The following is a 25,664-nucleotide window of genomic DNA, read 5'->3' as shown; positions in this document are numbered from 1 at the left end:
GGTGGGCAAAATTCAATCCTATTGACGGCGATAGCACAAGTCAGCCTTTCGGCGGCAATGCTGTGCCGATATCCCCCTTCAAAAGATGCTCGAACGGTGCTGGATCCAGTCGGCCGGGTGCCGCGAAAGGATTGGAAAAGGCGAAGATGAAAAACAGGATGACGCCCGAATAGGCGCCGAACATCGACAGCAGCGCGATATGGGTGCGCGTCGGCCGGTAGACGTAGAAGGGAGCGGCCACGCAGACCAGGCCGATCAGCGCCGGCGCCCAGAACAGGCCGGCAAACGTGCCGAGCGACGGCGCCTCGCGCATCTGCCGGAAACCCGCGACCTCGGTGATCCGGTCCCGCATGCGCTCGCTCAGATAACGCTCGCGATCGCTCAAAGGCTCCAGGTCCAGCAGGATATTATAGGCCTTGTCCCATTCGATCCACGCCGCGGCACTCAAGCCCTGCCGTTTGGCAAGCGACGCCCACTCCTCATTCACCACCAGCGCCACATAGGTCGCCAGATTCTGCTGGATGGGGGCTGCCATCGGACCGCCATAGCGTTGCGCATCGTTGAAAACGTCGGAAATGGCGACGGCTTCCTGCGTCAGGACAGTACGGATGCCCTTGTAGTCGTCGAGTTCCTGAGCATAGACCAGAGCAAGGATCAGGCCATGCAGGGCGGCTACCCGCACGGCAACCGTACCGGCCGCATCATGGGTGCGATCGCCCTCACCGCCCGTTGTCAGCAGGCGGCGCGCCAGAAAATAGCTGCCGAGAACCAGCGCCACGGCGGCAGCGACAAACACGAGCCCGCCCAAAGCGGAGAGCAGAAAGTCCATCATCGCCTGACCGTCATCTCCCACAATGGCCCCGAAGCTATTTCAGCATCGGCCATAGGCTGACGACAAGCAAGAGCGCCATGGTGATGTTGAACCACTTCAGCCGGACCGGAACCGACAGCCAGTCGCGCAGCGCCGAGCCGAAGCCGGCCCAGGTCGAAACCGACGGCACATTGACCGCCGCGAACACAAGACCGACCAAGGCAACGCTTCCGAAATAGCGATCGGCCTGCGTATAGGTCGCCATGGCCGTCACCGCCATGACCCAGGCCTTCGGATTGACCCATTGGAATGCGGCAGCCCCCAGAAACGTCATCGGCCGCGCGCCGGCCTTGCCCTCGCCCAGGCTGCGCGACATGCCGATCTTATAGGCGATCCACAGCAGATAAAGCCCGCCGGCAATCTTCAAGGCCAGGAACAGCAGCGGCACGGTGGCCAAAAGCGCGCCAAGGCCGAGACCCACGCCGATCAACAACGACAAAAAGCCGGCCCCGATGCCCAGCATATGCGGGATGGTCCGGCGAAAACCGAAATTCACCCCGGAGGCAAACAGCATCATATTGTTCGGGCCTGGTGTGATCGATGTCGTGAAGGCAAACAGCGTCAGCGCCGAAAGGGTTGCGGGTTCCAAGTTATGCCTCCGGATGATTTTGCCGGACGATAATCGCGGCCGCGGTGCCCTGCCATCCCGGAATTGTCACCGTGGCAATTCGAAGATGATTGAAACTGCGCTCGCCATGTTTAAGCTACATCGCACGCAATTACGAGGCCCCCATGCACGACCCTATCCCCACCGTCACCCTTCCCTCCGGCCAGGAAATCCCGGCCCTTGGCCTTGGCACCTGGAACATGGGCGAAGCAGCAGCCCGCGCCAATGCCGAGATCGACAGCCTGCGCCTCGGCATCGATCTCGGCATGACGCTGATCGACACGGCGGAAATGTACGGTGATGGCGGCTCGGAGAGGATGGTCGGCAAGGCGCTGGAGGATCGCCGCGACGAGGTCTTTTTGGTGAGCAAGGTCTTTCCCAGCAATGCCGGCTTCGAAAAGACCATTGCCGCCTGTGACAGAAGCCTGGCGCGACTGAACACCGACCGGCTGGATCTCTATCTGCTGCACTGGCGCGGCGCGTATCCGCTGGCAGAAACGGTCGCCGCCTTCGAACATTTGCAGAAAGCCGGCAAGATCGGCGCCTGGGGCGTCTCGAATTTCGACGTCGCGGATATGGAAGAACTGTTTGCCGTGCCGGATGGCGCGAACTGTGCCGTCAACCAGGTGCTCTACAACCTGTCGCGGCGCGGCATCGAGTTTGATCTTCTGCCCTGGTGTCAGGCGCGCGGCGTTCCGATCATGGCCTATTCGCCGATCGAGCAGGGCCGCCTCGTCCACCATCCGGAATTGATCCACGTCGCCAAATCCTATCAGGCAACGCCGGCGCAAGTGGCTCTGGCCTTCCTGCTGGAGCGGGACGGCGTGGTGCCGATCCCGAAATCGTCCAATCTGCGGCGTGTGCGCGAAAACCGCGGTGCGGTCGATCTTGATATCAGCGATGCGGATTGGGATGTTCTGGATGCGGCTTTTCCGCCGCCGCAGTCCAAAATGGCTTTGGAAATGCTCTGAGGTCGCCGAGATTTAGCCGGCCGTCGTCAGGCACTGCGACAAATCGTTCTCGTTCGGGTTGCCGCCTTCGGGTCCGAACGTATCGTAGCAATCCAGCACCCATTCGCTGACGGTTTCTTCGGGCAGATCCTGGCTGATCAATGGAACGACCCGGTCGGTCTTGGCCAGGGCGACATTGGTGTAGGACGCCCCGGATGTTGCGCGGTCTGACATCGACACGCCAGCGACGGCTGCAGGCACCGATACCATTGCGACGAGTAGGATTGCGATTGCCTTCTTCATGGCGAAATTCTCCTTCGCCTCGTTAACGCATGAGGCAGGATTTTGTTCAAGCAACCCCGATCACCCCTCTGTGATGGGTTATTGGCCCTCCAAGTGAAACCAAAGAGGCCTTGCGGGATCGCCCGCAAGGCCTCTTGAAGAACGGCGACTTGTGTCAGAATTTACATGCCCTGCGAGCCGCGGTTCATGGCGGCGATCCCTGTACGGCAGATTTCATTGAGGCCGAGCGGCTTCATGATGGCCACGAACTGATCGATCTTCGACGACTTGCCGGTCAGCTCGAAGATGAAATGCTCGACCGTGGCATCGACCACCTTGGCCTGGAAGGCATCGGCCAGCCGCAGGGTTTCGGCGCGCATCTCCCCGGAGCTGACCACCTTGATCAGCGCCACTTCCCGCTCGATCGGCCGTTCCTGGCCAAGCTCGCGGGCTCGAACCGTCAGGTCGAGCACGCGGTGCACCGGAACGATGCGCTCCAGCTGCGCCTTGATCTGCTCGAGCACGCTCGGCGTGCCGCGCGTCACGATGGTGATGCGCGACAGATGCGCCTCGTGCTCGGTCTCCGAGACGGTCAGGCTCTCGATATTATAGCCGCGGCCGGAGAACAGGCCGATGACGCGGGCCAGGACGCCCGGCTCGTTGTCGACCAGCACCGAAAGCGTATGGCTTTCGATGGCGGCGGTTTCGGGAGAGATGAAGTAGGCGGAGCCCGTGGGCTGTAGGTGTGCGTTCATGATGTCTATCCTCTCCCTTTCATCAAACCAGCTGGCGGCCCTTGGCGTCGATCGCCGTCGCAACGGCATCGTCGGTCGCCTCGTCGGGCAACAGCATTTCGTTATGGGCCTTGCCGGATGGAATCATCGGGAAACAATTGGCAAGGTTGGCAACGCGGCAATCGAAGATCACCGGCTTCTTCACGTCGATCATTTCCTGGATGGCGCCATCCAGATCGCCCGGCTTTTCGCAGCGCAGGCCAACCGCACCATAGGCCTCCGCCAGCTTGACGAAGTCCGGCATCGCTTCCGTATAGGAATTCGACAGGCGGTTGCCATGCAGCAGCTGCTGCCACTGGCGCACCATGCCCATATACTGGTTGTTGAGGATGAAGATCTTGACCGGCGCATTATACTGCACCGCGCAGGACATTTCCTGGATGCACATCTGGATCGATGCATCGCCGGCAATGTCGATGACCAGGCTGTCGGGATGGGCGATCTGCACGCCGATCGCCGCCGGGAAACCGTAACCCATGGTGCCGAGACCGCCCGAGGTCATCCAGCGGTTCGGCTCCTCGAAGCCGAAATACTGGGCCGCCCACATCTGGTGCTGGCCGACTTCGGTGGTGATATAGGTGTCGCGATGCTTGGACAGCTCATAGAGCCGCTCGATGGCATATTGCGGCATGATGACGTCTTTCGACGGCGTATAGGAGAAGGACTTGCGCGCCTTCCAGCGCGCCACGCTCTCCTTCCACTCGACCGTCTGTTCCGCGTCCGGCTTTTTCGGCAGGGCGCGCCACAGGCGAACCATGTCTTCCAATACCCGGCCGACATCGCCGTTGATCGGAATGTCGACGCGGACATTCTTGTTGATCGAGGACGGATCGATATCGATGTGGATCTTCTTGGAATTCGGCGAAAAGGCATTCAGCCGGCCGGTGATGCGGTCGTCGAAGCGTGCGCCGATACAGACCATGACGTCGCAATCATGCATCGCCATGTTGGCTTCGTAGGATCCGTGCATGCCCAGCATGCCGAGCCAGTTCTTGCCCGACGCCGGATAGGCACCGAGACCCATCAGCGTCGAGGTGATCGGGAAATCGGTGAGGCCGACCAGTTCGCGCAGCAGCCGGGAGGCGTCCGGTCCGGAATTGATGACGCCGCCGCCGGAATAGATGATCGGCCGGCGCGCCTTGGACATCAGCTCGATCGCGGCCTGGATGGCGCGCGGATCCCCTTGCGTCTTCGGCTGGTAGCTGTGCTGGACCTCATGGCTTTCCGGCGGCGTATAGGTGCCGGTGGCAAACTGCACGTCCTTCGGGATATCGACGACGACAGGACCCGGCCGGCCCGTCTGGGCAATGCGGAAGGCCTCGTGGATGACCCGGGCCAGATCGTTGACGTCCTTGACCAGCCAATTGTGCTTGGTGCAGGGACGGGTAATGCCGACGGTATCGCATTCCTGGAAGGCGTCCGAGCCGATCAGCGAGGTCGGCACCTGGCCGGTCAGGCAAACCAGCGGAATCGAATCCATCAGCGCATCCTGCAGCGGCGTCACGGCATTGGTGGCGCCCGGCCCTGACGTCACCAGCATGACGCCAACCTTGCCGGTCGAGCGGGCATAGCCTTCGGCCGCATGGCCGGCGCCCTGTTCATGGCGCACGAGAATGTGCTGGATCTCCTCCTGCTGGAAGATCTCGTCATAGATCGGCAGCACCGCTCCACCCGGATAACCGAAGATGTGCTCGACGCCGTTGTCCTTCAACGCCTTCAAAACGATTTCAGCGCCGGTCATCTGATTGTCTTTGCCCGTCATGCCTGTGTCCATCTGCCTTTGGGATTTTTGCAAGGGCTTAAAGCCCGGTTTTGGCCATAAAAAAAGGCCCCTTGAAGGAGCCTGTCGTTTCGCGCATGGGTGGCTAACGCCGGATGGTTACACCATCCTGCCCATGCGCGGTCCCACCACAATAAGTGCACGAAAATTTCTCATGTCCGAAGTGTTAGCCGCAAAACTGATGCTCGTCAACGCAGCCTGCCCGAAAAAACGCCGCGGGCCAGCCTATTTAACCGGCAGAGACGGCAGGGCCTGCGTCTTCTGCCTACACCACTTGTTAAGCCTGGAACGCTACTGTTCCCGTCAAGTATGGAGTAGACATTGCTTAACAACGACCTTCAGACATCGGGGAAGGCCGGAGAACAGGATCGCCGCAACCAGCTGACCCCTGGCAATCGGTTCCTGGGCCGCGTCGTTGCGTGCAATGGCTCGCGCGCCACGATCTCGGCGATTGCCGAAAATGGCGAGACCGATCTGACCGAACTCTGGTCGGTCGGTCGGTTGATTTCCATCACTGTCGGCACCAACCGTGTCGTCGCGCTTGCCTATTCCATGCAGACCGGATCGCGCGACTGGACCGAGGGTCTCGACAACACTTTCCTCATCGAAGTCGAACTGATGGGCGAAGTGCATGTCGGCGACCACGGCCGCGAGGAATTCTCGACCGGTATCTCGCGTTATCCCTATCTCGGCGCCATCGCCCATCGCATCCGTGCGGCCGACCTGCTTCGCATCTACGATACCGGCCATGGCGATACCTGCGTCATCGGCAAGCTGACCCAGGACGACAGCATCGACGCGACGATCCACATTCCGTCGATGCTGTCCAAGCACTTTGCCATCGTCGGCTCGACCGGCGTCGGCAAGTCGACCGCCGTGTCGCTGCTGCTGCACAAGGCGATCGAGAGCGACCCGAAGCTGCGCGTCCTGATCCTCGATCCGCACAATGAATTTGCCGCGGCCTTTCCCGATCATGCCGTGGTCATCGACACCGACACGCTCGACCTGCCCTTCTGGCTGATGAAGCTGGAAGAATTCGCCGAAGTCCTGTTTCGCGGCCGCCCGCCCGTGCCGGAGGAACTGGACATCCTGCGCGACGTCATGCCGGAGGCCAAGCGCGCCTTCCGCGGCAGCGATTCGGCATTGATGCGCCGCTCGGCCGACAAGAGCTCGATCACCGCCGACACCCCCGTGCCCTATCGCATGGCCGATCTGCTGGCCCTGATCGACGAGCGCCTCGGCCGCCTCGAAGGCCGCGGCGAAAAGCCCTTCCTGCGGGCACTCAAGATGCGCGTCACGTCGGCGATCAACGATCCGCGCTACCATTTCATGTTCTCCAACAATACGATCAGCGACACGATCATGGAGACCATCGCCCATATCTTCCGTATTCCCGGCGACAACCGGCCGATCTCCACCTTCCAGCTCGCCGGCATCCCGTCCGAAGTGGTCAATTCGGTGGCCTCCGTGCTCTGCCGCATGGCCTTCGAGATCGCCCTGTGGTCGAATGGGGCGATCCATATGCTGGTGGTCTGCGAAGAGGCCCATCGCTATGTGCCGGCCGACGCCAGCCTCGGCTTCGTGCCGACCCGCCAGGCGATTGCCCGCATCGCCAAGGAAGGCCGCAAATACGGCGTGTCGCTCGGCATCATCACCCAGCGGCCCGGCGAACTCGACCAGACCATCCTGTCGCAGTGCTCGACGCTGTTTGCCATGCGCCTGACCAACGATCACGACCAGGAAATCATTCGTTCGGCCATCCCGGATTCGTCGATCTCGACGACCAGCTTCATCTCGTCGATCGGCAATGGCGAGGCGATTGCCTTCGGCGAGGCGATTACCGTGCCGATGCGCATGCGCTTTTCACGGGTCGAGGAGCATTATCTGCCCAAGGCCAATGGCGTCGCCGCCAAGGTCACCGATGAAACGCCGGACACCGTCGACCTGCGCAGCGTCATCAGTCGCATGCGGTCCGTGTCCATGCCGGATATCTCCGCCTTCCAGCAGAGCTTCCCCGCCAGCCGCGACGACAACGAAGACCTGCGCGAATACGACGCATTTCCCGCCGCCGATCTTGCCGAACCCGAATTTGACGATGCCGAAGCAGCAGAGCCCCTGGCTGATCTGTCTCGGCAAACGCCACCCGTCGAGCCTTATCGTCCCGACATGCTGCCACGCACAATGGTCGAAGAACCGACCACCCGCCTCATCCGACGGGACATCGACGCAAACCCGGCCGGCATCGGCCAAGGCGGGACATCCACGCCGTTTACCGCAGCCCCCGCGCCGGCAAGCACTCTACGCAAGGAACCCGGCCAGTCGCTCCGCGACAGCATTTTGAAGAAGCCGCTCTCAAGTCTCTATCGCAAGGACTGAGGCGACCGGTTTCCGCCTCGCATCAGCCCCGTCTCTCCCAGCTGTCGTCCATCTGGTTGCGAAACCAGGTCATCTGACGCTTGGCATATTGCCTTGTGGCCGCCGACGCCTTGTCGATGACCTCGGCGCGCGACATCTCCCCCCGCAGCATGGCCGCGATCTGCGAAACGCCGATCGCCTTCATGACCGGCATGTCGGCGGCAAGCCCCAGCCCGAGCAGCGCCTCCACTTCCGCAACGGCACCGGTGTCGAGCATGGTCTCGAAGCGGCGATTGATCCGCTCGTGCAGCACGGCGCGATCCGGCAGGACGACGATTTTCCGCGCCCGGTCCGGATCGACGATCACCGGTCCGCTCTGGCCCTGAAATTCGGCGATCGACCGTCCCGTCGCCTGCAGGACCTCAAGCGCCCGAACGATGCGCTGGCCATCCTGCGGCTTGAGGCGCAAGGCAAGATCGGGATCAAGCGCCAGGAGTTCCCGGTGCAGCACTTCGGAGCCTTCCGCCGCCATGCGGTCGCGCAACGCCGTGCGGATTTCGTCGGGGATCTCCGGCATATCGGACAGCCCGCCCGTCAGCGCCTTGAAATAAAGCCCCGTGCCGCCGACGATCACCGACCGGACACCGCCGGCCCTAAGGTCTATTACGAGAGCGGCGATCTCGCGCAGCCAGTCGCCGGTCGAATAGGCCTGACCGGCCGGCACATGGCCGTAGAGATAATGAGCAACGCCGTCCATGTCCTCAAGCGATGGCCGTGCCGTCACGACCCGCAACGTGTCATAGACCTGCATGCTGTCGGCATTGATCACCACGCCGCCATGCAGTTTCGCCAGATCAACCGCCAGCGCGGACTTGCCGCTGGCAGTCGGGCCGGTTATCAGGATGGCGTCCGTATCATCCGCAGGGTTCTTCATCATGGCCTTCGTTGCCACGCTTCTAGCCAATCCGTCAAACCCCGTTCTGTCACCCGCCCTTGCCGAACAGGCATCAGCGACGCTGAATGCCTCCGGTCTCTATTGGCTGGCCGATGGCATTGCCTGCGATATCGCGCTGCGCGACGGGACCGATCTGGGCAAGGCCGAGGCGAGCCTGCGCGCCCTGATCGCCGGCCTGCCGATCGATCTGGCCATTCAGGATGCCGAAACGCGCCGCAAAAGTTTTCTGATCGCCGACATGGATTCCACCATGATCGGCCAGGAATGCATCGACGAACTGGCCGCCGAAGTCGGCCTGAAGGACCGCGTCTCCGAGATCACGGCGCGTGCCATGAACGGCGAGATCGCCTTCGAGCCCGCGCTTCGCGAACGCGTCGCACTGCTGAAAGGCCTGCCGATTTCGGTTGTCGACGAGGTCATCGCCAAGCGCATCACGCTGACGCCGGGCGGACCGGAACTGATCGCCACGATGAAGGCCAAGGGCCATTACACCGCGCTGGTCTCCGGCGGCTTTACCGTCTTTACCTCCCGCATTGCCGAACGCCTGGGCTTTGACGAGAACCGCGCCAATATCTTGGAAGAACAGGACGGCATTCTGACCGGCACGGTCGCCGAGCCGATCCTTGGCAAGCAGGCCAAGGTCGATGCCCTGCTCGAAATCACCGCGCGGCTCGGCATAAACGCTGCCGACGTCATCGCGGTTGGCGACGGTGCCAACGACCTCGGCATGCTGGAGCTTGCCGGCTCCGGCGTGGCGCTGCATGCCAAGCCCTCGGTGGCCGCCCAGGCCAAGATCCGCATCGACCATGGCGACCTGACCTCCCTGCTCTATCTCCAGGGCTACCGCAAGACCGATTTCGTGGTCGCCTGACGGTCTGGGAAACAGGACGTGATCATCCTCGAAACACCACGGCTGACGGTGCGCAACTGGCGCGACGACGATCGCGACCTGTTTCGCGAGATCAATGCCGATGCCAAGGTGATGGAGTTTTTTGCACAGCGTCGCAGCCACGCAGAAGCCGATGCGATGATGGACAAGGTCCGCCGGCTGATCACTGAAACCGGCTACGGCTTCTTTGCGGTGGAGTTGCAGGAAACCGGCGAGGCGATCGGCTTTTGCGGACTGGCGCCTGCCAATATCGAGCCGGTCCTGCCCGAAGACACCATCGAGATCGGCTGGCGCATGGCGACCCGCTTCTGGGGCAACGGCTATATGACGGAGGCGGCCCTTTCCCTCCTCGATTATGCCTTTGCGGAGAAGAAGCTGGACGAAGTGGTGTCCTTTGCCGTGGCTGGCAATCTTCGCTCCAGGGCGGTCATGAAGCGCATCGGCATGGTCCATGACGAGAGCGCCGATTTCGACCATCCGCGCGTGCCGGACAGCCATCCGCACCTGCAGCGCCACGTTCTCTATCGGATCGCGGCCGCCGCACACCGGCCCGTCGCTGCCGCCCGTTCGTAACGGACCCGCTCCCTTAAATTCCGCCCTGCCAGCGTCGTCATTTTTTAACCATTTGCGGGGTTGCTTGCGCAGATGCGGGACAAAAACCCTTATTTTCACGCCACATTAAGCAGTGTCGCATATTCTGATATGCATGAGAGACACAAACTCCGACCGACCCACAGGGAAAATGTCCTCCCCCCTGGACCGCTTCTTGAGACTTGGTGAGCATGGCCTCTCCGAGAGCGAAGCCGAACGGGTCCGCGCCGTGCGTCTCGGCGCGGTTTTGCGCAATACGCCCTGGATGATGGCCGCCAATGTCGGCAATGCCGCCGTCACGCTGGCAGCCTTTCGCGACAGCACCCTGTTCCCCTGGATCACGCTCTGGACCATCTTCGTTTCCATTCTCGCCGTGATGACCAGCCTGACCTGGTGGCGCACCAGGGACCGGCCTGCCCGCCAGACGGCCTCGATCCGCGGCGTTCGCAAGGCAGTCCTCTATGCCGGTGTGCTGAGCGTCCTGTGGGCCATGCTGGTCGCCGTCTTTTACTTCCACGCCGACGAGCATCAGAAACTGGTGCTGGTCGCCATCACCGTCGGCATGTCCGGCGGCGGCGGCTTTGCGCTCGCCACCATACCGGCGGCATCGATCACCTTCGGGCTGTTCATGGGGATTGGCTCGGCGGTGGCCCTGACCGCCGCTCCGAGCCTGATCGGCATCAACCTGTTTATTCTCTATGTCATTTATTTCGTCATTATCGTCAGATCGTCCCTGAGCCTTTGCCAGAGCCTGAGTGCGCGGGTGCGGGCGCAGCTGGCAGCCGACGAGCAGCGCGACGTGATCAGCCTGTTGCTCAACGACTTCGAACAGAATGCCAGCGACTGGCTATGGGCCGCCGACGAGAACCATATCGTGCAGCGCGCCTCGTCACGCTTCTTCGAGCTGACGGGCAAGCGCGTGGAAGATGTCTGCGGCCATCCGCTCTGGCAGGTGCTTCCCTGTCGGGACGGCGATTGCCGAACCACCCGCAGCAACACGAACGGACCCCTCGCCCTGCGCGAACAGCTGGAACGGCGGGAACCGTTTCGGGATTTCGAACTTTGTGTCGAACAGAATGGCAAGCCCGGCATCTGGTCGCTCAGCGCCAAACCTGTTTTCGACGAAAAGGGGCTCTTTGCCGGCCATCGCGGTGTCGCGCGCGACGTCACAGCCGCCCGCGAAGCCCGAAGCCGTATCGAACACATGGCGCGACACGATCCCCTGACCGATCTCGGCAACCGCGTTCTGCTCAGTGAAAATCTTGATCACGCCCTGTCCAGGCTGGGGCACTTCAACGAGAGCTTCTCGATCCTGCTGTTTGATCTCGACCGCTTCAAGCAGGTCAACGATGCCCACGGCCATGGCGCTGGCGACGAACTGCTCGAAAGGATCGCCGGCATCCTGCGGTCCTTTGCCACCGAACTCGATACGCTGGCCCGCATCGGCGGCGATGAATTTGCCTTCATCCACGCCACCGCCCGCGACCCGAAGGCCTCCGCGGAACTGGCCGAACGCATCATCGCAGCCCTGCAGGAGCCATTCCAGCTGTCGACCGGCACCGTCCGCATCGGCGTCAGCATCGGCATCGCCTGTGCCCCGATCGACGGCCGGGACGCTGATGCCCTGATGCGCAATGCCGATCTGGCGCTCTATCGCGCCAAGGCCGACGGCCGCAATCGCTATCGCTTTTTCGATCTGTCGCTCGACCGCGCCGCACGCCGCCGCAACCTTCTGGAACAGGAATTGCGCAACGCGTTGGCAACCGAAGCCCTGACGCTGCACTTTCAGCCGCTGGTCAATGCCCAGACCGGCAAGGTCGTCTGTTTCGAAGCCCTGGTGCGCTGGACGCATCCGACGCTCGGGTCGATCAGTCCGGCCGAATTCATACCGATCGCCGAAGACGCCGGGATTGTCTCCCAGATTGGCGGATGGGTTATCCGTCAGGGCTGCCAGATTGCCGCCGGCTGGCCGCAGGATGTACGCATCGCCATCAACCTGTCACCCCGCCAGTTCAATTCGCCAGGGCTGTTCTCGGCAATCAAGGGTGCCATCGAAGAGACCGGCCTTGATCCCAGCCGTCTGGAACTGGAGATCACCGAATCGCTGCTGCTGAACACCACCGGCGCCGTGGAATCGACGCTGGCCGCTCTCAAGGGACTTGGCGTCCGCATCGCCCTTGATGATTTCGGGACCGGCTATTCCTCGCTCAGCTACCTGCGCAAGTACCGCTTCGACAAACTGAAGATCGACCAGTCCTTCATCAGGGATATCGATTCCGATGCCGACAGCCGGGCGATCGTCGATGCCATCCTGCGGCTCGGCCGCGATCTGCGTATCTCGGTTGCCGCGGAAGGCGTCGAGACGGAAGGACAGTACAACCTGTTGCGGGAACTCGGCTGCAACGAAATCCAGGGCTATCTGATCGGCCGGCCGCAGCCGCACGGAGCCATCACGCAGTTCCTGCCGGAAGCAGCGGCCTGACGCTCGCGCGAATTCCAGGCCGGCGTTTCGATCGTCACTCCAGCGGTATGGCAACAAAGCGCAGGTCGCCCGCGCCATTGGCCACCATCAGATGCACGCTGCGGCGCCCTTCCGCCTTCAAGGCCGCCACCGTGTCGGCGAGATCCTTGGGCGTCTCGACGAATTCCTGGGCCGCCTCGACGATCACCTCGCCGACCTTCAGGCTCTTCTGATCCGCCGGAGACCCTGGCTCGACCTTGGTGATCAGCACGCCCTCGACACCTTCGCCGATGCCGTTGGCCGCGCGGGCCGCATCGTCGATCACCCCGAGCGACAGGCCAAGCACCGGTCCCACAGGAACCGTTTCATCCGAAGGGGCCTCCGGCGTCTCGGGTGCCGGCGTTCCGTCCTCAGGCATGATGGTTGGATCGTCCGTGCCAGCCTCCGGGCTTTGCTCGGTTGCCTGGGCGACACTAGCCGCTTCGGCATCCTCCAGCCGCCCCAGCCGCACCTTCAACGTCATCTGCTTGCCATCGCGCACCACGACGACATCCAGATCGGTTTCTACAGGGCTTTCGGCAACGACGCGCACGATATCGCGGCTTTCGATAATCTCCTTGCCATCGAACTTGATGATGACGTCGCCGACCAGGATCGGGCCCTTGGCCACCGGCCCACCCTCGATCACGCTGCTGACCAGCGCACCGTGACCACGCGTCAGGCCGGCCGTCTTGGCCATGTCCTCGGGCACCGGCTGGATGCGCACGCCGAGCCAGCCACGCCGTGCCTCGCCGAATTCGATCAGCTGCTTGATGATGTTCTCGGCCAGCTCCGTCGGCACGGAAAAACCGATGCCGATCGATCCGCCGCTCGGCGAGATGATGGCGGTATTGATGCCGATGACCTCGCCCTTCATGTTGAACAGCGGCCCGCCCGAATTGCCCTTGTTGATGGCCGCATCGGTCTGGATGAAATTGTCGTAAGGGCCGGCATTGATATTGCGGCCGCGCGCCGAAACGATGCCCACGGTCACCGATCCGCCAAGGCCGAACGGATTGCCGATCGCCATGACCCAGTCGCCGATCCGCATCTGCCGGGAATCGCCGAACTTGACCGCCGTCAGCGGCTCCGGCGGCTCGACCTTCAGCACGGACAGGTCAGTCTTCGGGTCGGTGCCGACCAGTGTCGCCTTGAGCTTCGATCCATCAGGGAAAATCGCCTCGATATCGTCGGCATTTTCGATGACGTGATTGTTGGTGACGATAAAGCCGGCCGGATCGATGACGAAACCGGATCCCAGCGAATTGACCTTGTGGTTGGTGGCGCCTTCATCACGGTTCTTGAAGAAATCGTCGAACAGCTCCTCAAAGGGCGATCCCTCCGGCACCTGCGGCATCGGCCCCTTGCCCTCGTCCTTGATGTTCTGGGAGGTCGAGATGTTGACGACCGCATTGAGCAGTCCGTCCGCCAGGTCCGCCACCGAGGCCGGGCCGACGGCTTGCGCGATTGCCGGACGGGGCTGACCTCCCAATGTCCCAAGGCAGAGTGCGACCCCGACCAAAAGCGCCGGGCAAAGCTTCGCTGTCTTGATTACGGTTGCGGTCATCGGGCGTCCTCGCTGTGGAATCGGCTTTACTATCTGGCCCAATCATAGGGCGGATTCATGAACTGTGAAACGCATTTTGCTGTGATCGGCGGTCAACTCAACCGCGGATCAGCCAGACAAGGGCGACGCCGAGCATCACGGCGACAAGGCCAGAGATCCGCAATTGCTGTTCGGGGATTGATGGAAGCAACCGCGCCATCGCCACAAGAAAACGAGGGGCCAGTGCGTACACCAGCCCCTCGATGATCAGAAAGAATGCAAACCCTGTCAGAAGGTCCGACACGGATGCCTCGGTCAATTGCCGGCCGGTACCGCCGGAGCGGCCGGAGCGGCAGCAGGTGCTGTTCCTGCCGGGTCATTGAAGAAGCGGAAGAACTCCGAATTCGGCGACAGCACCATGGTCGTACCAGTCGAACCCAGTGACTGACCATAGGCTGCCATCGAGCGATAGAATTCGAAGAAAGCCGGATCCCGTGAAAACGCATCGGCAAAGATGCGGTTCCGCTCGGCATCGCCTTCACCGCGCAGGATTTCCGAATCGCGCTGCGCTTCCGCCTGCAATTCGACGACCTGGCGGTCGGCAATGGCGCGGCGGCGCTGGCCTTCTTCGTTACCGCGGGCGCGGATCAGTTCGGCTTCCGCCAGACGCTCGGCCTTCATACGGTCGAAGGTCTGCTGCGAGACTTCCTGCGTCAGGTCGGTGCGGCGGATGCGGACATCGGCAATCGTCAAGCCGAGCGATTCCGCATCGGCGCGCAAATCGTCGCGCACTTCCTGCATCATCGATGCACGGGCATCCGACAGTGCCGATTCAAAGCCACGCAGACCGTAGACCCGGCGCAGCGAGGCGTCGAGACGGGTGCGAAGCCGCGATTCAGCTGAGTCGCGGTCGCCCGATACTGTTTCGCGGAAGCGGCGGGCATCGGTGATCTTGTAGACCACGAAAGCGTCGACTTCGTAGAACTTGCCGCCGGACACCTGGACGCGGATATTGTCGAGGTCGAAGCGCAGAGCCTGGTCCTCGACATACTGAACGCGATCGGCATCCATGAAGGCGAAGGGCAGCTTGAAGTAGAGACCGGGTTCGCTGCGCACGGACTGGATCTGACCGAAGCGCACCACCACGGCCTGCTGGCGTTCATTGACGACGAAGACCGACGAATATCCCAGCAATAGCAAGCCGGCGATAACGATCAGAATGATGGGAAGACGGTTACCCATGATCAGTTGCCTCCCTGCTGCTGTTGCGGCCGGGCCAGCTCGTTGAGCGGCAGATACGGCATGACATTCTGGTTCTCACCGATGATAACCTTGGTGGAATTCTTCAGGACGGACTCCATGGTCTCAAGATACAGGCGCTTGCGGGTCACATCCGGCGCCTTGGAATATTGGTCGTAGATGGACACGAAGCGTTGCGCCTCACCTTCCGCCTCGTTGACGACACGGCTCTTGTAGGCAGCCGCTTCTTCGCGGATCTGCGCCGACTGACCGCGGGCCTGACCGAGCTTCTGGTTGGAATACTGATTGGCTTCCTCGACGAACCGGTCTTCGTCCTGCTCGGCCCGCTGCACTTCGTCGAAGGCATCGGCGACCTCGCGCGGCGGAGCCGCATCCTCGATCGCCACCGCATTGATGGAAATGCCGGCGCCGTAGGAATCCATAGTGCTCTGGATGATATTGCGCACTTCGGTGGCGATGTCCTGACGGGCATCCCGGAAGATGTCCTGGGCCGGACGACGGCCGACGATTTCGCGCATCGCGCTTTCGGCAACCTGCTGCAGGGTGAGCGGCGGGCTTTCGATGTTGAACAGATAGGCCTTCGGATCGCTCACCGTGAACAGAACCGAGAACTGCACGTTGACGATGTTCTGGTCGCCCGACAGCATCAGGCCGGCAGAAGACGAAGACGATGCCTTGGCACCGATATTCTGCTGCTGTTCTGTCACCTTGGTGATTTCGACGGTTTCCAGCGGCCAGGCATGGAAATGCAGGCCCGGCATGGAAATCTCGTCCTTCGGCTTGCCGAAGCGCAACTCGACGCCCCGTTCATCAGGCTGCACGGTATAGATCGACTGGAACAGCCAGAAGGCCGCGATCACCAGAAAGATGATGACGGCGACGCCGCCGTTGAATCCGCCTGGAACAAGGTTCTTCAGCCGGTCCTGGCCGCGACGGATAATCTCTTCAAGATCCGGTGGCGTATTGCCATTACCGCCCCCGCCGCCGCGCGGCCGGTTCGGTCCCTGACCCCAGGGACCCTGATTATTTCCGCCGCCACCCCAAGGGCCGCCGCCGTTCTGATTGCTCCAGGGCATCAATACCTCTTTGTTTGTAAAACTCTCCCAACCCGCAACGGTGCAGCCTTTCGAGGCGCGCCACGCAGAGCATGACCCGTTATAGGTATCGGCGCCGCCGCTTTCAACGCGGATCGGCCAACTTCTTGGGCCGAAACCGTAAATACATCAATTTGTCGCGGGCCTTTGCCGATAAATCCCATACCGGGTCGCAAAGCTGTCCCGCTCGCCGGCCGGCACGGCCTGTTCGCCGATCAATTCGAAGCGCAGCGGATCGATCGACGGGAAATGGGTATCGCCGTCGATGTCAGCCTCGACATGGGTGACATGCAGGTAGTCGGCAAAGGGCATGGCCTGGCGATAGATCTCGCCGCCGCCAGCCACGCAGATCTCGTCGACGCCGCTTGCGATCGCCAGCGTCCGGGCCCGCTCGAGCGCCGCATCCAGCGTTGCCGCGACCTCGACCCCTGCCGGCGCGAAATCGGCATTGCGGCTGACGATGATATGCGGTCGTCCGGGCAAGGGCCGGCTGCCGATCGATTCAAAGGTCTTGCGGCCCATCACCAGCGGCTTGCCGAGCGTCAGCGCCTTGAAGCGCTTCAGGTCCGTCGAGAGTTTCCACGGCATGTCGCCGTCGCGACCGATCACACCATTGCGCGACACGGCAACCACCACGATGATCTTGATGCCTGTCATGATCTCCCCCCCTCGCGCCTATCCCGCGCGTCTCGTCAAACCGCGATCGGCGCCTTGATGCTTGATTCAGCCTCGTAACCTTCGAGCGTAAAGTCTTCGAATGTAAAGGCAAACAGGTCCTTGACCGCAGGGTTGATCCGCATCACCGGCAGCTTTTTCGGCCTGCGCGACAGCTGCAGCCTGGCCTGCTCGAAATGGTTGGCATAGAGATGGGTGTCGCCCAGCGTATGCACGAAATCGCCCGGCTGAAGATCCGTCACCTGCGCCACCATCATCGTCAGCAGCGCATAGGAGGCTATGTTGAATGGCACGCCGAGAAAGATATCGGCCGAGCGCTGATAGAGCTGGCAGGAGAGCTTGCCGTCGGCCACGTAGAACTGGAACAGGCAATGGCAGGGCGGCAGCGCCATATCGTCGACTTCGGCCGGGTTCCAGGCCGTGACGATGTGGCGGCGCGAATTGGGGTTTTTGCGGATGCCATCCACAAGGTTGGCGATCTGGTCGATGGATCCGCCGTCCGGCGCCGGCCAGGAGCGCCACTGCGCCCCGTAGACCGGCCCGAGATCGCCGTTCTCGTCAGCCCACTCGTCCCAGATCGAAACGCCGTTTTCCTTGAGATAGGCGATATTGGTCTCGCCCTTCAGGAACCACAATAGTTCATGGATGATCGAGCGCAGATGCAGCTTCTTGGTGGTGGTCACCGGAAAGCCCTCGGAGAGATCGAAGCGCATCTGATAGCCGAACACGGAGCGGGTGCCGGTGCCGGTGCGGTCGCCGCGGTCGGTGCCCTTGTCCATCACATGGCTTAAGAGGTCGAGATATTGCTGCATGGTGCGTCTGCCTGTTCGTTCGGGCTCTCTTTATAGGCGGAATGCCGGGCAAGCATAGCCTGCGGCCCGCACCGTCCCCGAGAAATTGCTCATCGCCACCGCTTTCCAGCCACTTCGCCTCTTGTCGGCGAATCAGCGCTGATTTAGCGTGTTTTGAAGAAGCGTATCCCTTGCGCCTCAAGGCGTGAAGGCAGTGCGCACCAGCATTCGCAATCCCGAGCAGAGGAGCAAGACCTGCATGCGCAAGTCGGTCAAAGCATGGCTAGCCGTCCTCTTCACGCTCTTTGCAGCAGCAAGCAGCAGCGCGCAGGCGCCACAGGATTATGTCGGCGAATGGTCGGTCGAGGGCGGCCCGCTCGGCGCCTGCAAAATCACCCTTTCCGGACAGGCCATGGGCGGCGTGCTGAAAGCCACGACCTATACCTGCGCCGGGCCTATGTCCTTTGCCTGGGCCTGGGCGCCTACCGCCGACGGCATTGTCATCACCGGAACCGGCAATGCCCAGATTGCCGCGTTCAGCGCAAGCCGTGGTGCGCTGGTCGGGCGCGCCCATGACGGCAGCCTGTTGACGCTGAGGCCATTGAGCGGCCAACGGTTTGCGAGGGGCGACGGTGCGCCGCTGCCCGGTTTGCCCTTTCCCATGCCGTTTCCCGGCGCCGAGGCCGGCCAGTCGAAGGATTGCTACCTGCGCGCCGATACCGGCCGATGCGCCTCCAAGCGGGATAGTGCGCCGCCGCCATCCAACAGGCAGTCCTTCGTGCGCGCCACCCATGACATCAATGTGCGCCGGGCCGTGGACATGTCGAGCCCTATCATCGGGCAATTGCGCCAGGGACAGTGCTTTACCGTCAACGGCTGCCAGGATTCGCGCTGGGGCCTGCGCTGCGAAGTGCAGGTGGATCGCGCCGGAAACGTCGGCTACACGATCAAACATTACGAGCAGGATGGCCGTCGTTACATCGCTTTCACCAACGAATGCCGCTGAACCGCATAAGCAGCGCGCAACACCCCTTTTCATCCACAAGATAAGCGCCTATATGAAGGTCGCCGGGGCTTGCTCCGGCTATAGCAATAAACGGTCGGTGTAATAAACCTATTGGACCCGGGGGCGGTACCCGGCGCCTCCACCAAAAACCGGTCGGTCCCCCTTGTTCTTGGAGTGACCGGCTTTTGATGGGGGCGAAATAGGATCGACAAGGGCGTAAAGATCGAACTTTTGCTCGGCATGATACCGCCGTTATCGGGTCACAAGTGTAGTTGCAAATGACAACAACGCTAAGGGTTATGCTCTCGCTGCCTAATGGCGGTGCGGGAAATCCGAACCAAGTCCTCTAGGTTAGCCCCTTGAGGCGGGGTCCGAAGGCACCTGGCAACAGAAGCCTTCACCTAACCCTCCTCCTTGTCGTGCAATCGTGATAATGTGGCCTGACTCGTGACCGGGGCTTTTCCCCTGTTCTGCGACATGTCATATAGGCGTTTAAAAGACGCCGACGAAATACGCGGCAATTGACGCGACAGGAAAGAAAGACAGGGACCCCATGGCGCAGGACCACATCCGCTACGACATACTGGCTCAGGACGCACTGCGTGGCGTCATCCGCAAGGTTTTGACGGAAGTGGCAGCGACCGGCCGCCTTCCCGGCGACCATCATTTCTTCATCACCTTCCTGACCGGCGCGCCGGGCGTGCGAATCTCCCAGCATCTGAAGTCGAAATATGCCGAACAGATGACCATCGTCGTGCAGCACCAGTTCTGGGACCTGAAGGTCACCGACAGCCTGTTCGAGATCGGCCTGTCCTTCTCCGACACCCCGGAAAAGCTGGTGATCCCGTTCAACGCCATCCGCGGCTTCTATGACCCTTCGGTCAATTTCGAACTCGAATTCGACGTGCCGCTGGCCGACGAGGACGAAACCACCGCCGAGATCACCGCCTATCCGGTCAACACCGCCGAGAAGGTCGAGGACGGCGAAGAACGCAAGGACGGCGACGAGGAGAAGAAGCCGGGCTCCGTCGTCTCGCTCGATTCGTTCCGCAAGAAGCAGTAACCCGCAATTCGGGGCCGGATGGATCTGTCCGTCCCCGCCACGCCTCGACGGGAGCGCCCATGTCCGCTGATGTCGTCAATCTGCGCCAGGCTCGCAAGTCCAAGGCGCGCAGCGATAAGGAAAAGCAGGCGGACCAGAACCGCCTGACCTTCGGCCGGACCAAGGCCGAGAAGACCCTGACGGACAGGCTGAGGCTGAAGGCCGAACAGGCGCTGGACGCCGGCCACATCGAAAAACCCGAATCAAAAGAATAGCTTGGCCAGACCGAAAAACGATTCCGGATCAGCCGCTTGCCGGCATGTCCGGAATCAGTTTGGCAAGCCCTTCACAGTCTGCTTCAAGGCCTCATGATCCGAAAACACTCCACGACCCTTCGCGGCCATCGCACCAGCCTGTCCCTGGAAGACGTGTTCTGGGATGAATTGAAGACGATCGCCGCATCCCGCAAGATGGCGCTCGCTGCCCTGATCGCCGAGATCGATTCGGCCAGGGATCCCGCCGGCAATCTCTCCTCGGCGCTGCGCATCTATATCTTCAACTGGCTGAAATCGAGCAGATGACCTTGCCTCAGCGGCGCGTCAAAGCAATCACATAGCGGGCCGCATCCGGCCCCGGATTGAAAAAGACGCAATCCGATGGCGCACCGAGCTGCAGGCAGTCGCCGGCTTCCAGCCTGTGGCGCCGCCCGCCCTCGGTAAAATCAAGGTGGCCCTCCAGAAGCCAGATCTGCTGGTGCTGGAAGGCAAAGGCCGAGGCCGGATAAGGCACGCGCACGCCGGCCGGCAGAATGACATCCAGCAATTCCAGATGCCCGCCATTGAGCGGTGACACCGAGCGCCTGGTATAGCCGGTCTCGGGATCGGTCCAGACCGGCTGGGCATCGTGCCGCACCAGCCGCTCCCCGGCCCGCTCGGCGAGCGCCAGCAGAACCGACAGGGGAAGACCGAAGGCACCCGACAACCGGCCAAGTACGGTCGCGGTCGGACTGGCCTCGCAGCGCTCGATCTTGCTGATCATCGCCTTCGATACACCAGACCGTTCGGCAAGCTCCGACAACGACCAGCTGCGCGCCTCCCGTTCGATCTTCAGTCTTGCGGCAATCGCCTGTGCCGCCCCGCTCTCATCCGTCTCGCTCATGCCATTCCATCCCATGCCGAAGCCTCAAGCTTGACAACTCTGCGCCGACTTGCCAATCGACAGGTGATCGTCTCCTATAGTGGACACTTGTCGACATTTCAGCAAGCTGCCCTTGCCGTCCACCCGGCGCCGCGCACTCTTCGCGTTTATCGACCATAATAGTTTTGCTTGATAACGAATAATTCAGGAACTTGTCCTAGCCTGTCTTTACGCCGATGGAGATGATCGGCCTCGATGCCTATTCGTATTTCGGCCCGCCGCCGTGTTCGCGCGGCCCGCAGTCCATCGAGATCACCGCATGATGCGGATTTTCCTCAGCAATTTTAAAAAGCGAGATTGAAAATGGTCACTGCAATATCATCGGTGTCGACTGCGACATCCACGACATACTCCGCTCCCACCAGTTCGTCCAAGGGTTCTTCTGAGGCTGAGATCACCAAGCTTCAGACCCAGATTTCGACCAAACAGGCGGAAGTCGACGACGAGGAAGACGAAGACGCTAAGGCTGATCTGGAAACGGAGCTTGCGTCGCTAAAGGCCGAACTGGCCGCCGCCCAGGCAAAGCAGGCACAACAGGCCGAGAAGTCTGAGCAGACGCAGGAAGGAGCCCCCACGCGGCCAAAGGGTGACATGCCACCACCGCCGCCGATGCCGCGTTTCTCCGGCGAGAGTGAAAATATCGGTTCGACGAACTTCGACTCCGAAACGCCTTTCGGCCAGCGTTATGCCTACGTCTAAGCCAGCCCCATAACGCACAATCAAACGGCGGCCTTCGGGTCGCCGTTTCTATTTTGAGCCTGGCGATGTTTCGTCAATTGACGCCAGGCAGGCTGTCGAACCTGAGGTCTGCCGGCGGCAGGTTTCCGCCACGCTGCACGGCATCGGTATTCGGGACTTGCGACGGTGCCTTGGCCGGCGGAACAGCGGCGCGGGCCGCTTCCGCTGCCCGCCGTTCGGCCTCGGCCCGCGCCGCCTCTTCCTCAGCCGCCAGCCGGAGCCTTTCAGCCTCCTCGCGTCGCATCCGCTCTTCGGCCTCGGCCTTTTCGCGCGCCGCCTGGCGCTCGGCTGCCTGAAACCGGTAGAGCGCCACCTCGCGCCGCAGCCGCTGTTTTTCCAGCACATTCGATTGCAGGGTCTCGACCCGCCGCCGCTCCCGCTCGAAAGCGCGCAGCGACAGGTAATTGGTGAGATCCGCCACGTCGAGACGCCGTTCCGGCCCGGCGAGATCGCCGTCATAGACCATCCGGAACGCCGGCTCGGCGCCATCCAGCCCCTCGTCGCCGGCATTGAGCGCAATGCTGATGGCCGCCGACAGCTGCCGTTCTGTGAAATCGATCCGCGCCTCACCCGAAAGCTGCGCCGCCTGCGTTGCCACAGACACGTTCTGGGCGCGCACGACGCCGTCGGTCACGGTGAACGGAACGACAAGGGCGCCCAGCACCGCCTCGCCCTGGCCAACCAGCGGCGCCACAAGGGCGCTGACCGCATCGACACCGATCTCGCCCTCGATCGCATCGGCGCCCTTGAGAAGGGCTGCAAACAGGTTGAGGTTGAGCGCCGGCACCGTCAGCCCGCTCACCCGCAATTCGCCCGAGCCGTTGGCAGATGACAGCAGGTCGGCTGCGCTCTTGCCGCTGGCTTCCGAGACCAGCGCCAGATCGAACTTGCCTTTTGCGGCGGGAAGGCCGTCCGGCCCGCCAAGTGCCGCCTCCAGGTCGCCCCCGGTCAGATCCAGTCGCATCTGCGAAAAGGCGGTTCCCTCGCCATTCGACAGCATCAGCCGGCCTGCCGCAGTGCCGCCCAGCCAGCCGCCCTTGATATCCTCAAGCCCGAGCGTGCCGTCTTTCAGCGACAGATTGGCGGAAAAACCAGTGACAGGCCCGAACACACCGGGATCGAAGGCCTTGGCCCGCACTGCAATCGCCGCGTCGATGCTGCCGGGCACCATGCCGGCAATCGGGTCGGACGACAGCTCCCCGGACAGAGGATCAGTGACCGAACCGAGAACCGTTTCGGCAAGCCACGAAAGATCGGCATGATCGAACTCAAGCACACCGCCGATCCGTGGCACGGCACCGCTCTGGTCGAGGTTGAGCGTGCCGGTGACAGCATTCGACGCAATCTCGCCGGTCAGCCCGTTGATATCGAATCGTCCTCCATTGGCCGTCACATCAGCCGCCAGCCGGACCGGCAGTCCGGAGCCGGTCTGCGGCGGTACGATGGCATTCATGATCAGGTACGGCTCGAGATCGGCACTTTCGAGCGTCACGTGGCCGCTGCCGTGCAGGAAGGACGCCGCCGATAGGTCGACCTTGCCGGTCGCCGTCAGTACCGTCTGGTCCGCCGAGAGCCGCAGGTCTGCATCGGCCTGCTCCGTACCGGTCTGTTTCAGCTCAAGGGACGCCTGGGCCGCACCGCCCACCGGAATCGGCAGCGGCCGCAGGCCCAACTGTCCAAGCAAAACGGACGGCTCGGGATTGTCGAGTTTGGCAGTGATGGCAACGGTCGCGTCGCCCATCAGATCGAGCAGGCTGTCGCGCCCATAGCTGATCGCCACGCTGCTGCCGTTCGAGTGACCGTCGGCCTTGATCGTCAGGCCGCCCGCCTCGGCATCGCCGAAGGCGGCATGAAGCGTCAGTTCGCTGTCCACATACCAGTCGGCATTGGCGACCAGCCGGTCGAGCACGGGATGCGGCGGCAGCTTCTGCTGCAGCATCGCCAGAAATGCCCGCGGATCGGCTGAACGAAGCGTCACCGTTGCCTTGCCGCTATAATCGAGCAACGAGCCTTCCGCCTCGCCCGAGGCCCGGACCGTCGCGCCGGCCAGATCGCCGATATTGAGACGCTGCACGGAAAAGCCACCATCGGCGAAGGTGAAGACGGCATCGACGTCCCGCGCGTTGACACCGAAGGCCGAGAAATCGTCCACCTTGATCTTGGCGGCAATCAGGTGGTCGAGCATGCGGTCGTCGCTCTGCTCACCGGCCACCAGTGTCGCCAGCGCCCGCATCGCATCGAAATCGAAGGCATTGCCGGCTAGGTCGATCGACAGGTTCGGCCGCGCGCCGTCGAGAGACTGCCGCTCGACGCGGCCGAGCAGCCGCGCCGGGCCGACGGACAATTCCAGCTTCTCGAAGCGCTGCAACTGGCTCGTCAGATTGACGGCCGCGGAAAAGCCGACGGATTTCATCTGCCGGATACTGGGATCCACGTCGCCGGTCAGCCAGCTGGCCAAGCCGGAAGGCTGGGTTGACGCCACCAGCATGTCGCCGTTGAACGATGGTTCGCCCTGCAGGTTGAGCTTGCCCGAAACCTCGGCCTGGGTGCGGCCGGGCAGGATCGCCACCGCCTTGTCGACGGTCCAGCCGGTTCCGGCCGGCCGCAGATCGAGCTTGATGTCGCGGATCACCGTATCGCCGACGACGATCGCCGGCAAAGACAGGCTGGCGCGACCGGCAACCGTCGGAATGGGAATATCGGCCGCCATGGCCACCAGCGAATTGATCCGCTGCTGCACCGAACTGGCCGCCCGACGGGCCGTCTTGCCGGTCGGCGGCGCTTCGACATCGAGACTGTTGACATCGATCTGCTGCCCCTCGGCGATCAGCAGGAATTCCGGCGCCAGGCCGGTATCGAGCGTCGCCTCGCCGGTCACGGCATAAGGATTGTCGAGGCCGCCCAGTTCCAGCCGGTAGTCGGGAATGCGAATGCGGTCATTGGCAAGTTCGAAAGAGCCCTTGGCCCGCGGTCCCGGCAGCGGCTTTTCACCGGTGTTCTTGTCGATGGGCTCCGCCTTCAGGTTTGCCTGGAACTTGCCCTTGTAAGTCGGCCTCCCTTCCGCAATGGCCACATCGCCATCCAGATCAAGCTGCAGGGGATGGTGATCCGGGTCGAGCCGCAGCTTGACCGGCACCGCGCCGGTCTGCGCATCGGGCAGCAGGCTCGACAAGACGAAGGCGCCCGCCTGGCCGTCCAGTTCAGCCCGGCCATTGACGGTCCACGGGCCGGCCAGCGAGCGGGCCGACATATCGGCATTGAGGCCGCGCACCACCCTTGTCCGCCCGGCCTGCTCGTCGACCAGTTCGATCAATCCATCCGTGACGTGGATGTTTTCGAGAACTACGGTGCGGGCGGGAATGGCCGGATGGCCGCTGCGCAGCCAGTCGAGCGTGCCATCGGCCAGAAGCCGCAACTGTACCTTCGGCCCTTCAATCCGCATGTCGAAGATCCGCGCCTCGCCCGACAGGAAGGGCGCCAGCTCGACATCCATGGAGAAGCGGTTCGCCCTGACCAGCGGCCGGCCCTGCTCGTCCTGCCCGACCGTCACGTCACTGAACGTGACCGACGGAAACGGCAGGATGCGCGCCTCGACGGCACCATGCACCGTCACCTTCTTGCCGATGATCCGGCTGGCCTGATCCTCGAAATCCTTGCGAAAATCCGTCCAGGTGATGAACAGGGGCGCCAGCAGCGCCGCAAACAGCACCAGGACCAGAAGCCCGCCACAGAAAACCAATA

At 62.3% G+C, this 25,664-nt stretch carries 24 protein-coding genes and 1 other RNA gene; 11 read left to right on the top strand and 14 right to left on the bottom strand.

The window, feature by feature from the left end; all coding sequences use genetic code 11:
• Positions 1-40: 40 nt before the first annotated feature.
• Entirely contained in the window at positions 41-832 is a 792-nt protein-coding gene (locus HGO38_RS01040; RefSeq protein WP_250954067.1) for a bestrophin-like domain, read from the bottom strand.
• A gap of 34 nt (positions 833-866) precedes the next feature.
• Positions 867-1,460: a LysE family translocator gene (locus HGO38_RS01035; RefSeq protein ID WP_250954066.1), complete on the bottom strand. Its 594-nt coding sequence runs from the start codon at positions 1,458-1,460 to the stop codon at positions 867-869.
• A gap of 143 nt (positions 1,461-1,603) precedes the next feature.
• Here HGO38_RS01035 and HGO38_RS01030 point away from each other — a divergent pair, with 143 nt between their 5' ends.
• A complete protein-coding gene (locus HGO38_RS01030) occupies positions 1,604-2,449 on the top strand; it encodes an aldo/keto reductase (protein WP_250954065.1) in 846 nt (281 codons plus the stop codon).
• A 12-nt stretch (positions 2,450-2,461) separates the two neighbouring features.
• Here HGO38_RS01030 and HGO38_RS01025 read toward each other — a convergent pair whose 3' ends face one another.
• The 3 genes from HGO38_RS01025 to HGO38_RS01015 all read right to left on the bottom strand — a co-directional run bounded on the left by HGO38_RS01025 (position 2,462) and on the right by HGO38_RS01015 (position 5,266).
• The gene (locus tag HGO38_RS01025) at positions 2,462-2,731 is read right to left on the bottom strand and encodes a hypothetical protein (protein WP_250954064.1); all 270 of its coding nucleotides are present in this window, start codon (positions 2,729-2,731) and stop codon (positions 2,462-2,464) included.
• A gap of 161 nt (positions 2,732-2,892) precedes the next feature.
• Positions 2,893-3,465: an acetolactate synthase small subunit gene (gene ilvN / locus HGO38_RS01020; protein WP_250954063.1), complete on the bottom strand. Its 573-nt coding sequence runs from the start codon at positions 3,463-3,465 to the stop codon at positions 2,893-2,895.
• A 22-nt stretch (positions 3,466-3,487) separates the two neighbouring features.
• On the bottom strand, positions 3,488-5,266 hold the full coding sequence (locus HGO38_RS01015) for an acetolactate synthase 3 large subunit (RefSeq protein WP_250954062.1): 1,779 nt from the start codon (positions 5,264-5,266) through the stop codon (positions 3,488-3,490).
• Positions 5,267-5,605: 339 nt separating this feature from the next.
• Between HGO38_RS01015 and HGO38_RS01010 the strand changes: the two genes are divergently transcribed.
• A complete protein-coding gene (locus HGO38_RS01010; protein ID WP_250954061.1) occupies positions 5,606-7,660 on the top strand; it encodes an ATP-binding protein in 2,055 nt (684 codons plus the stop codon).
• A 22-nt stretch (positions 7,661-7,682) separates the two neighbouring features.
• Here HGO38_RS01010 and miaA read toward each other — a convergent pair whose 3' ends face one another.
• Positions 7,683-8,576, bottom strand: coding sequence for a tRNA (adenosine(37)-N6)-dimethylallyltransferase MiaA (miaA, locus tag HGO38_RS01005; RefSeq protein WP_250954060.1), 894 nt, complete (start codon positions 8,574-8,576; stop codon positions 7,683-7,685).
• Here miaA and serB point away from each other — a divergent pair.
• From serB to HGO38_RS00990, 3 genes are all read left to right on the top strand, one after another.
• Positions 8,575-9,465, top strand: coding sequence for a phosphoserine phosphatase SerB (serB, locus tag HGO38_RS01000; protein ID WP_250954059.1), 891 nt, complete (start codon positions 8,575-8,577; stop codon positions 9,463-9,465). The genes miaA and serB overlap by 2 nt on opposite strands.
• Positions 9,466-9,483: 18 nt before the next feature.
• Positions 9,484-10,056: a GNAT family N-acetyltransferase gene (locus HGO38_RS00995; protein ID WP_250954058.1), complete on the top strand. Its 573-nt coding sequence runs from the start codon at positions 9,484-9,486 to the stop codon at positions 10,054-10,056.
• A gap of 193 nt (positions 10,057-10,249) precedes the next feature.
• The gene (locus HGO38_RS00990; RefSeq protein WP_250954057.1) at positions 10,250-12,556 is read left to right on the top strand and encodes a putative bifunctional diguanylate cyclase/phosphodiesterase; all 2,307 of its coding nucleotides are present in this window, start codon (positions 10,250-10,252) and stop codon (positions 12,554-12,556) included.
• Positions 12,557-12,590: 34 nt separating this feature from the next.
• Here the strand turns inward: HGO38_RS00990 and HGO38_RS00985 are convergent, their stop codons facing one another.
• The 6 genes from HGO38_RS00985 to HGO38_RS00960 form a co-directional block, all read right to left on the bottom strand.
• Complete coding sequence (locus tag HGO38_RS00985) at positions 12,591-14,141, bottom strand: Do family serine endopeptidase (RefSeq protein WP_250954056.1); 1,551 nt, start codon at positions 14,139-14,141, stop codon at positions 12,591-12,593.
• Between the two features lie 97 nt (positions 14,142-14,238).
• Positions 14,239-14,424, bottom strand: coding sequence for a DUF2065 domain-containing protein (locus HGO38_RS00980; protein WP_250954055.1), 186 nt, complete (start codon positions 14,422-14,424; stop codon positions 14,239-14,241).
• An 11-nt stretch (positions 14,425-14,435) separates the two neighbouring features.
• On the bottom strand, positions 14,436-15,362 hold the full coding sequence (gene hflC, locus HGO38_RS00975) for a protease modulator HflC (protein ID WP_250954054.1): 927 nt from the start codon (positions 15,360-15,362) through the stop codon (positions 14,436-14,438).
• Between the two features lie 2 nt (positions 15,363-15,364).
• The gene (hflK, locus tag HGO38_RS00970; protein WP_250954053.1) at positions 15,365-16,456 is read right to left on the bottom strand and encodes an FtsH protease activity modulator HflK; all 1,092 of its coding nucleotides are present in this window, start codon (positions 16,454-16,456) and stop codon (positions 15,365-15,367) included.
• Between the two features lie 147 nt (positions 16,457-16,603).
• Entirely contained in the window at positions 16,604-17,131 is a 528-nt protein-coding gene (locus HGO38_RS00965) for a dihydrofolate reductase (RefSeq protein WP_250954052.1), read from the bottom strand.
• A 35-nt stretch (positions 17,132-17,166) separates the two neighbouring features.
• Positions 17,167-17,961, bottom strand: a complete 795-nt coding sequence (locus HGO38_RS00960) for a thymidylate synthase (RefSeq protein ID WP_250954051.1) — start codon at positions 17,959-17,961, stop codon at positions 17,167-17,169.
• A 238-nt stretch (positions 17,962-18,199) separates the two neighbouring features.
• On the opposite strand from HGO38_RS00960, the gene HGO38_RS00955 reads away from it, so the two are divergent.
• From HGO38_RS00955 to HGO38_RS00935, 5 genes are all read left to right on the top strand, one after another.
• Positions 18,200-18,946 (top strand): AprI/Inh family metalloprotease inhibitor, encoded by a 747-nt coding sequence (locus HGO38_RS00955; protein ID WP_250954050.1) that lies wholly within the window; start codon positions 18,200-18,202, stop codon positions 18,944-18,946.
• 22 nt (positions 18,947-18,968) lie between these two features.
• Positions 18,969-19,348: a transfer-messenger RNA gene (gene ssrA / locus HGO38_RS00950) on the top strand.
• Positions 19,349-19,499: 151 nt separating this feature from the next.
• Complete coding sequence (locus HGO38_RS00945; RefSeq protein WP_250954049.1) at positions 19,500-20,009, top strand: SspB family protein; 510 nt, start codon at positions 19,500-19,502, stop codon at positions 20,007-20,009.
• 59 nt (positions 20,010-20,068) lie between these two features.
• Positions 20,069-20,263, top strand: a complete 195-nt coding sequence (locus tag HGO38_RS00940; protein WP_250954048.1) for a DUF4169 family protein — start codon at positions 20,069-20,071, stop codon at positions 20,261-20,263.
• Positions 20,264-20,356: 93 nt separating this feature from the next.
• Complete coding sequence (locus HGO38_RS00935; RefSeq protein WP_250954047.1) at positions 20,357-20,569, top strand: ribbon-helix-helix domain-containing protein; 213 nt, start codon at positions 20,357-20,359, stop codon at positions 20,567-20,569.
• 7 nt (positions 20,570-20,576) lie between these two features.
• Here the strand turns inward: HGO38_RS00935 and HGO38_RS00930 are convergent, their stop codons facing one another.
• The gene (locus HGO38_RS00930) at positions 20,577-21,146 is read right to left on the bottom strand and encodes a helix-turn-helix domain-containing protein (RefSeq protein ID WP_250954046.1); all 570 of its coding nucleotides are present in this window, start codon (positions 21,144-21,146) and stop codon (positions 20,577-20,579) included.
• 336 nt (positions 21,147-21,482) lie between these two features.
• Between HGO38_RS00930 and HGO38_RS00925 the strand changes: the two genes are divergently transcribed.
• Positions 21,483-21,884 carry a hypothetical protein gene (locus HGO38_RS00925; RefSeq protein WP_250954045.1) on the top strand — a complete coding sequence of 134 codons (402 nt, stop codon included), beginning with the start codon at positions 21,483-21,485 and terminating at the stop codon, positions 21,882-21,884.
• Positions 21,885-21,957: 73 nt separating this feature from the next.
• Here the strand turns inward: HGO38_RS00925 and HGO38_RS00920 are convergent, their stop codons facing one another.
• Positions 21,958-25,662, bottom strand: a complete 3,705-nt coding sequence (locus tag HGO38_RS00920; RefSeq protein ID WP_250954044.1) for an AsmA family protein — start codon at positions 25,660-25,662, stop codon at positions 21,958-21,960.
• Positions 25,663-25,664 lie beyond the last annotated feature (2 nt).

Origin of the sequence: Rhizobium sp. CG5 (assembly GCF_023701945.1) — a bacterium.
Classification (GTDB): Bacteria; Pseudomonadota; Alphaproteobacteria; order Rhizobiales; family Rhizobiaceae; genus Allorhizobium.
Note: the sequence above shows the minus strand (reverse complement) of the source record. Positions and strands in the feature narration are given on the sequence as shown.

What these genes read in the sequence shown, in the direction of transcription:
- serB (WP_250954059.1), top strand. Translation starts at nt 8,575, where the DNA reads ATGGCCTTCGTTGCCACGCTTCTAGCCAATCCGTCAAACCCCGTTCTG.
- HGO38_RS00935 (WP_250954047.1), top strand. Translation starts at nt 20,357, where the DNA reads ATGATCCGAAAACACTCCACGACCCTTCGCGGCCATCGCACCAGCCTG.
- HGO38_RS00940 (WP_250954048.1), top strand. Translation starts at nt 20,069, where the DNA reads ATGTCCGCTGATGTCGTCAATCTGCGCCAGGCTCGCAAGTCCAAGGCG.
- HGO38_RS01030 (WP_250954065.1), top strand. Translation starts at nt 1,604, where the DNA reads ATGCACGACCCTATCCCCACCGTCACCCTTCCCTCCGGCCAGGAAATC.
- HGO38_RS01040 (WP_250954067.1), bottom strand. Translation starts at nt 832, where the DNA reads ATGATGGACTTTCTGCTCTCCGCTTTGGGCGGGCTCGTGTTTGTCGCT.
- hflC (WP_250954054.1), bottom strand. Translation starts at nt 15,362, where the DNA reads ATGGGTAACCGTCTTCCCATCATTCTGATCGTTATCGCCGGCTTGCTA.
- HGO38_RS00945 (WP_250954049.1), top strand. Translation starts at nt 19,500, where the DNA reads ATGGCGCAGGACCACATCCGCTACGACATACTGGCTCAGGACGCACTG.
- HGO38_RS01015 (WP_250954062.1), bottom strand. Translation starts at nt 5,266, where the DNA reads ATGACGGGCAAAGACAATCAGATGACCGGCGCTGAAATCGTTTTGAAG.
- HGO38_RS00985 (WP_250954056.1), bottom strand. Translation starts at nt 14,141, where the DNA reads ATGACCGCAACCGTAATCAAGACAGCGAAGCTTTGCCCGGCGCTTTTG.
- HGO38_RS00960 (WP_250954051.1), bottom strand. Translation starts at nt 17,961, where the DNA reads ATGCAGCAATATCTCGACCTCTTAAGCCATGTGATGGACAAGGGCACC.
- miaA (WP_250954060.1), bottom strand. Translation starts at nt 8,576, where the DNA reads ATGATGAAGAACCCTGCGGATGATACGGACGCCATCCTGATAACCGGC.
- HGO38_RS01025 (WP_250954064.1), bottom strand. Translation starts at nt 2,731, where the DNA reads ATGAAGAAGGCAATCGCAATCCTACTCGTCGCAATGGTATCGGTGCCT.
- HGO38_RS00955 (WP_250954050.1), top strand. Translation starts at nt 18,200, where the DNA reads ATGCGCAAGTCGGTCAAAGCATGGCTAGCCGTCCTCTTCACGCTCTTT.
- HGO38_RS00930 (WP_250954046.1), bottom strand. Translation starts at nt 21,146, where the DNA reads ATGAGCGAGACGGATGAGAGCGGGGCGGCACAGGCGATTGCCGCAAGA.
- hflK (WP_250954053.1), bottom strand. Translation starts at nt 16,456, where the DNA reads ATGCCCTGGAGCAATCAGAACGGCGGCGGCCCTTGGGGTGGCGGCGGA.
- HGO38_RS00965 (WP_250954052.1), bottom strand. Translation starts at nt 17,131, where the DNA reads ATGACAGGCATCAAGATCATCGTGGTGGTTGCCGTGTCGCGCAATGGT.
- ilvN (WP_250954063.1), bottom strand. Translation starts at nt 3,465, where the DNA reads ATGAACGCACACCTACAGCCCACGGGCTCCGCCTACTTCATCTCTCCC.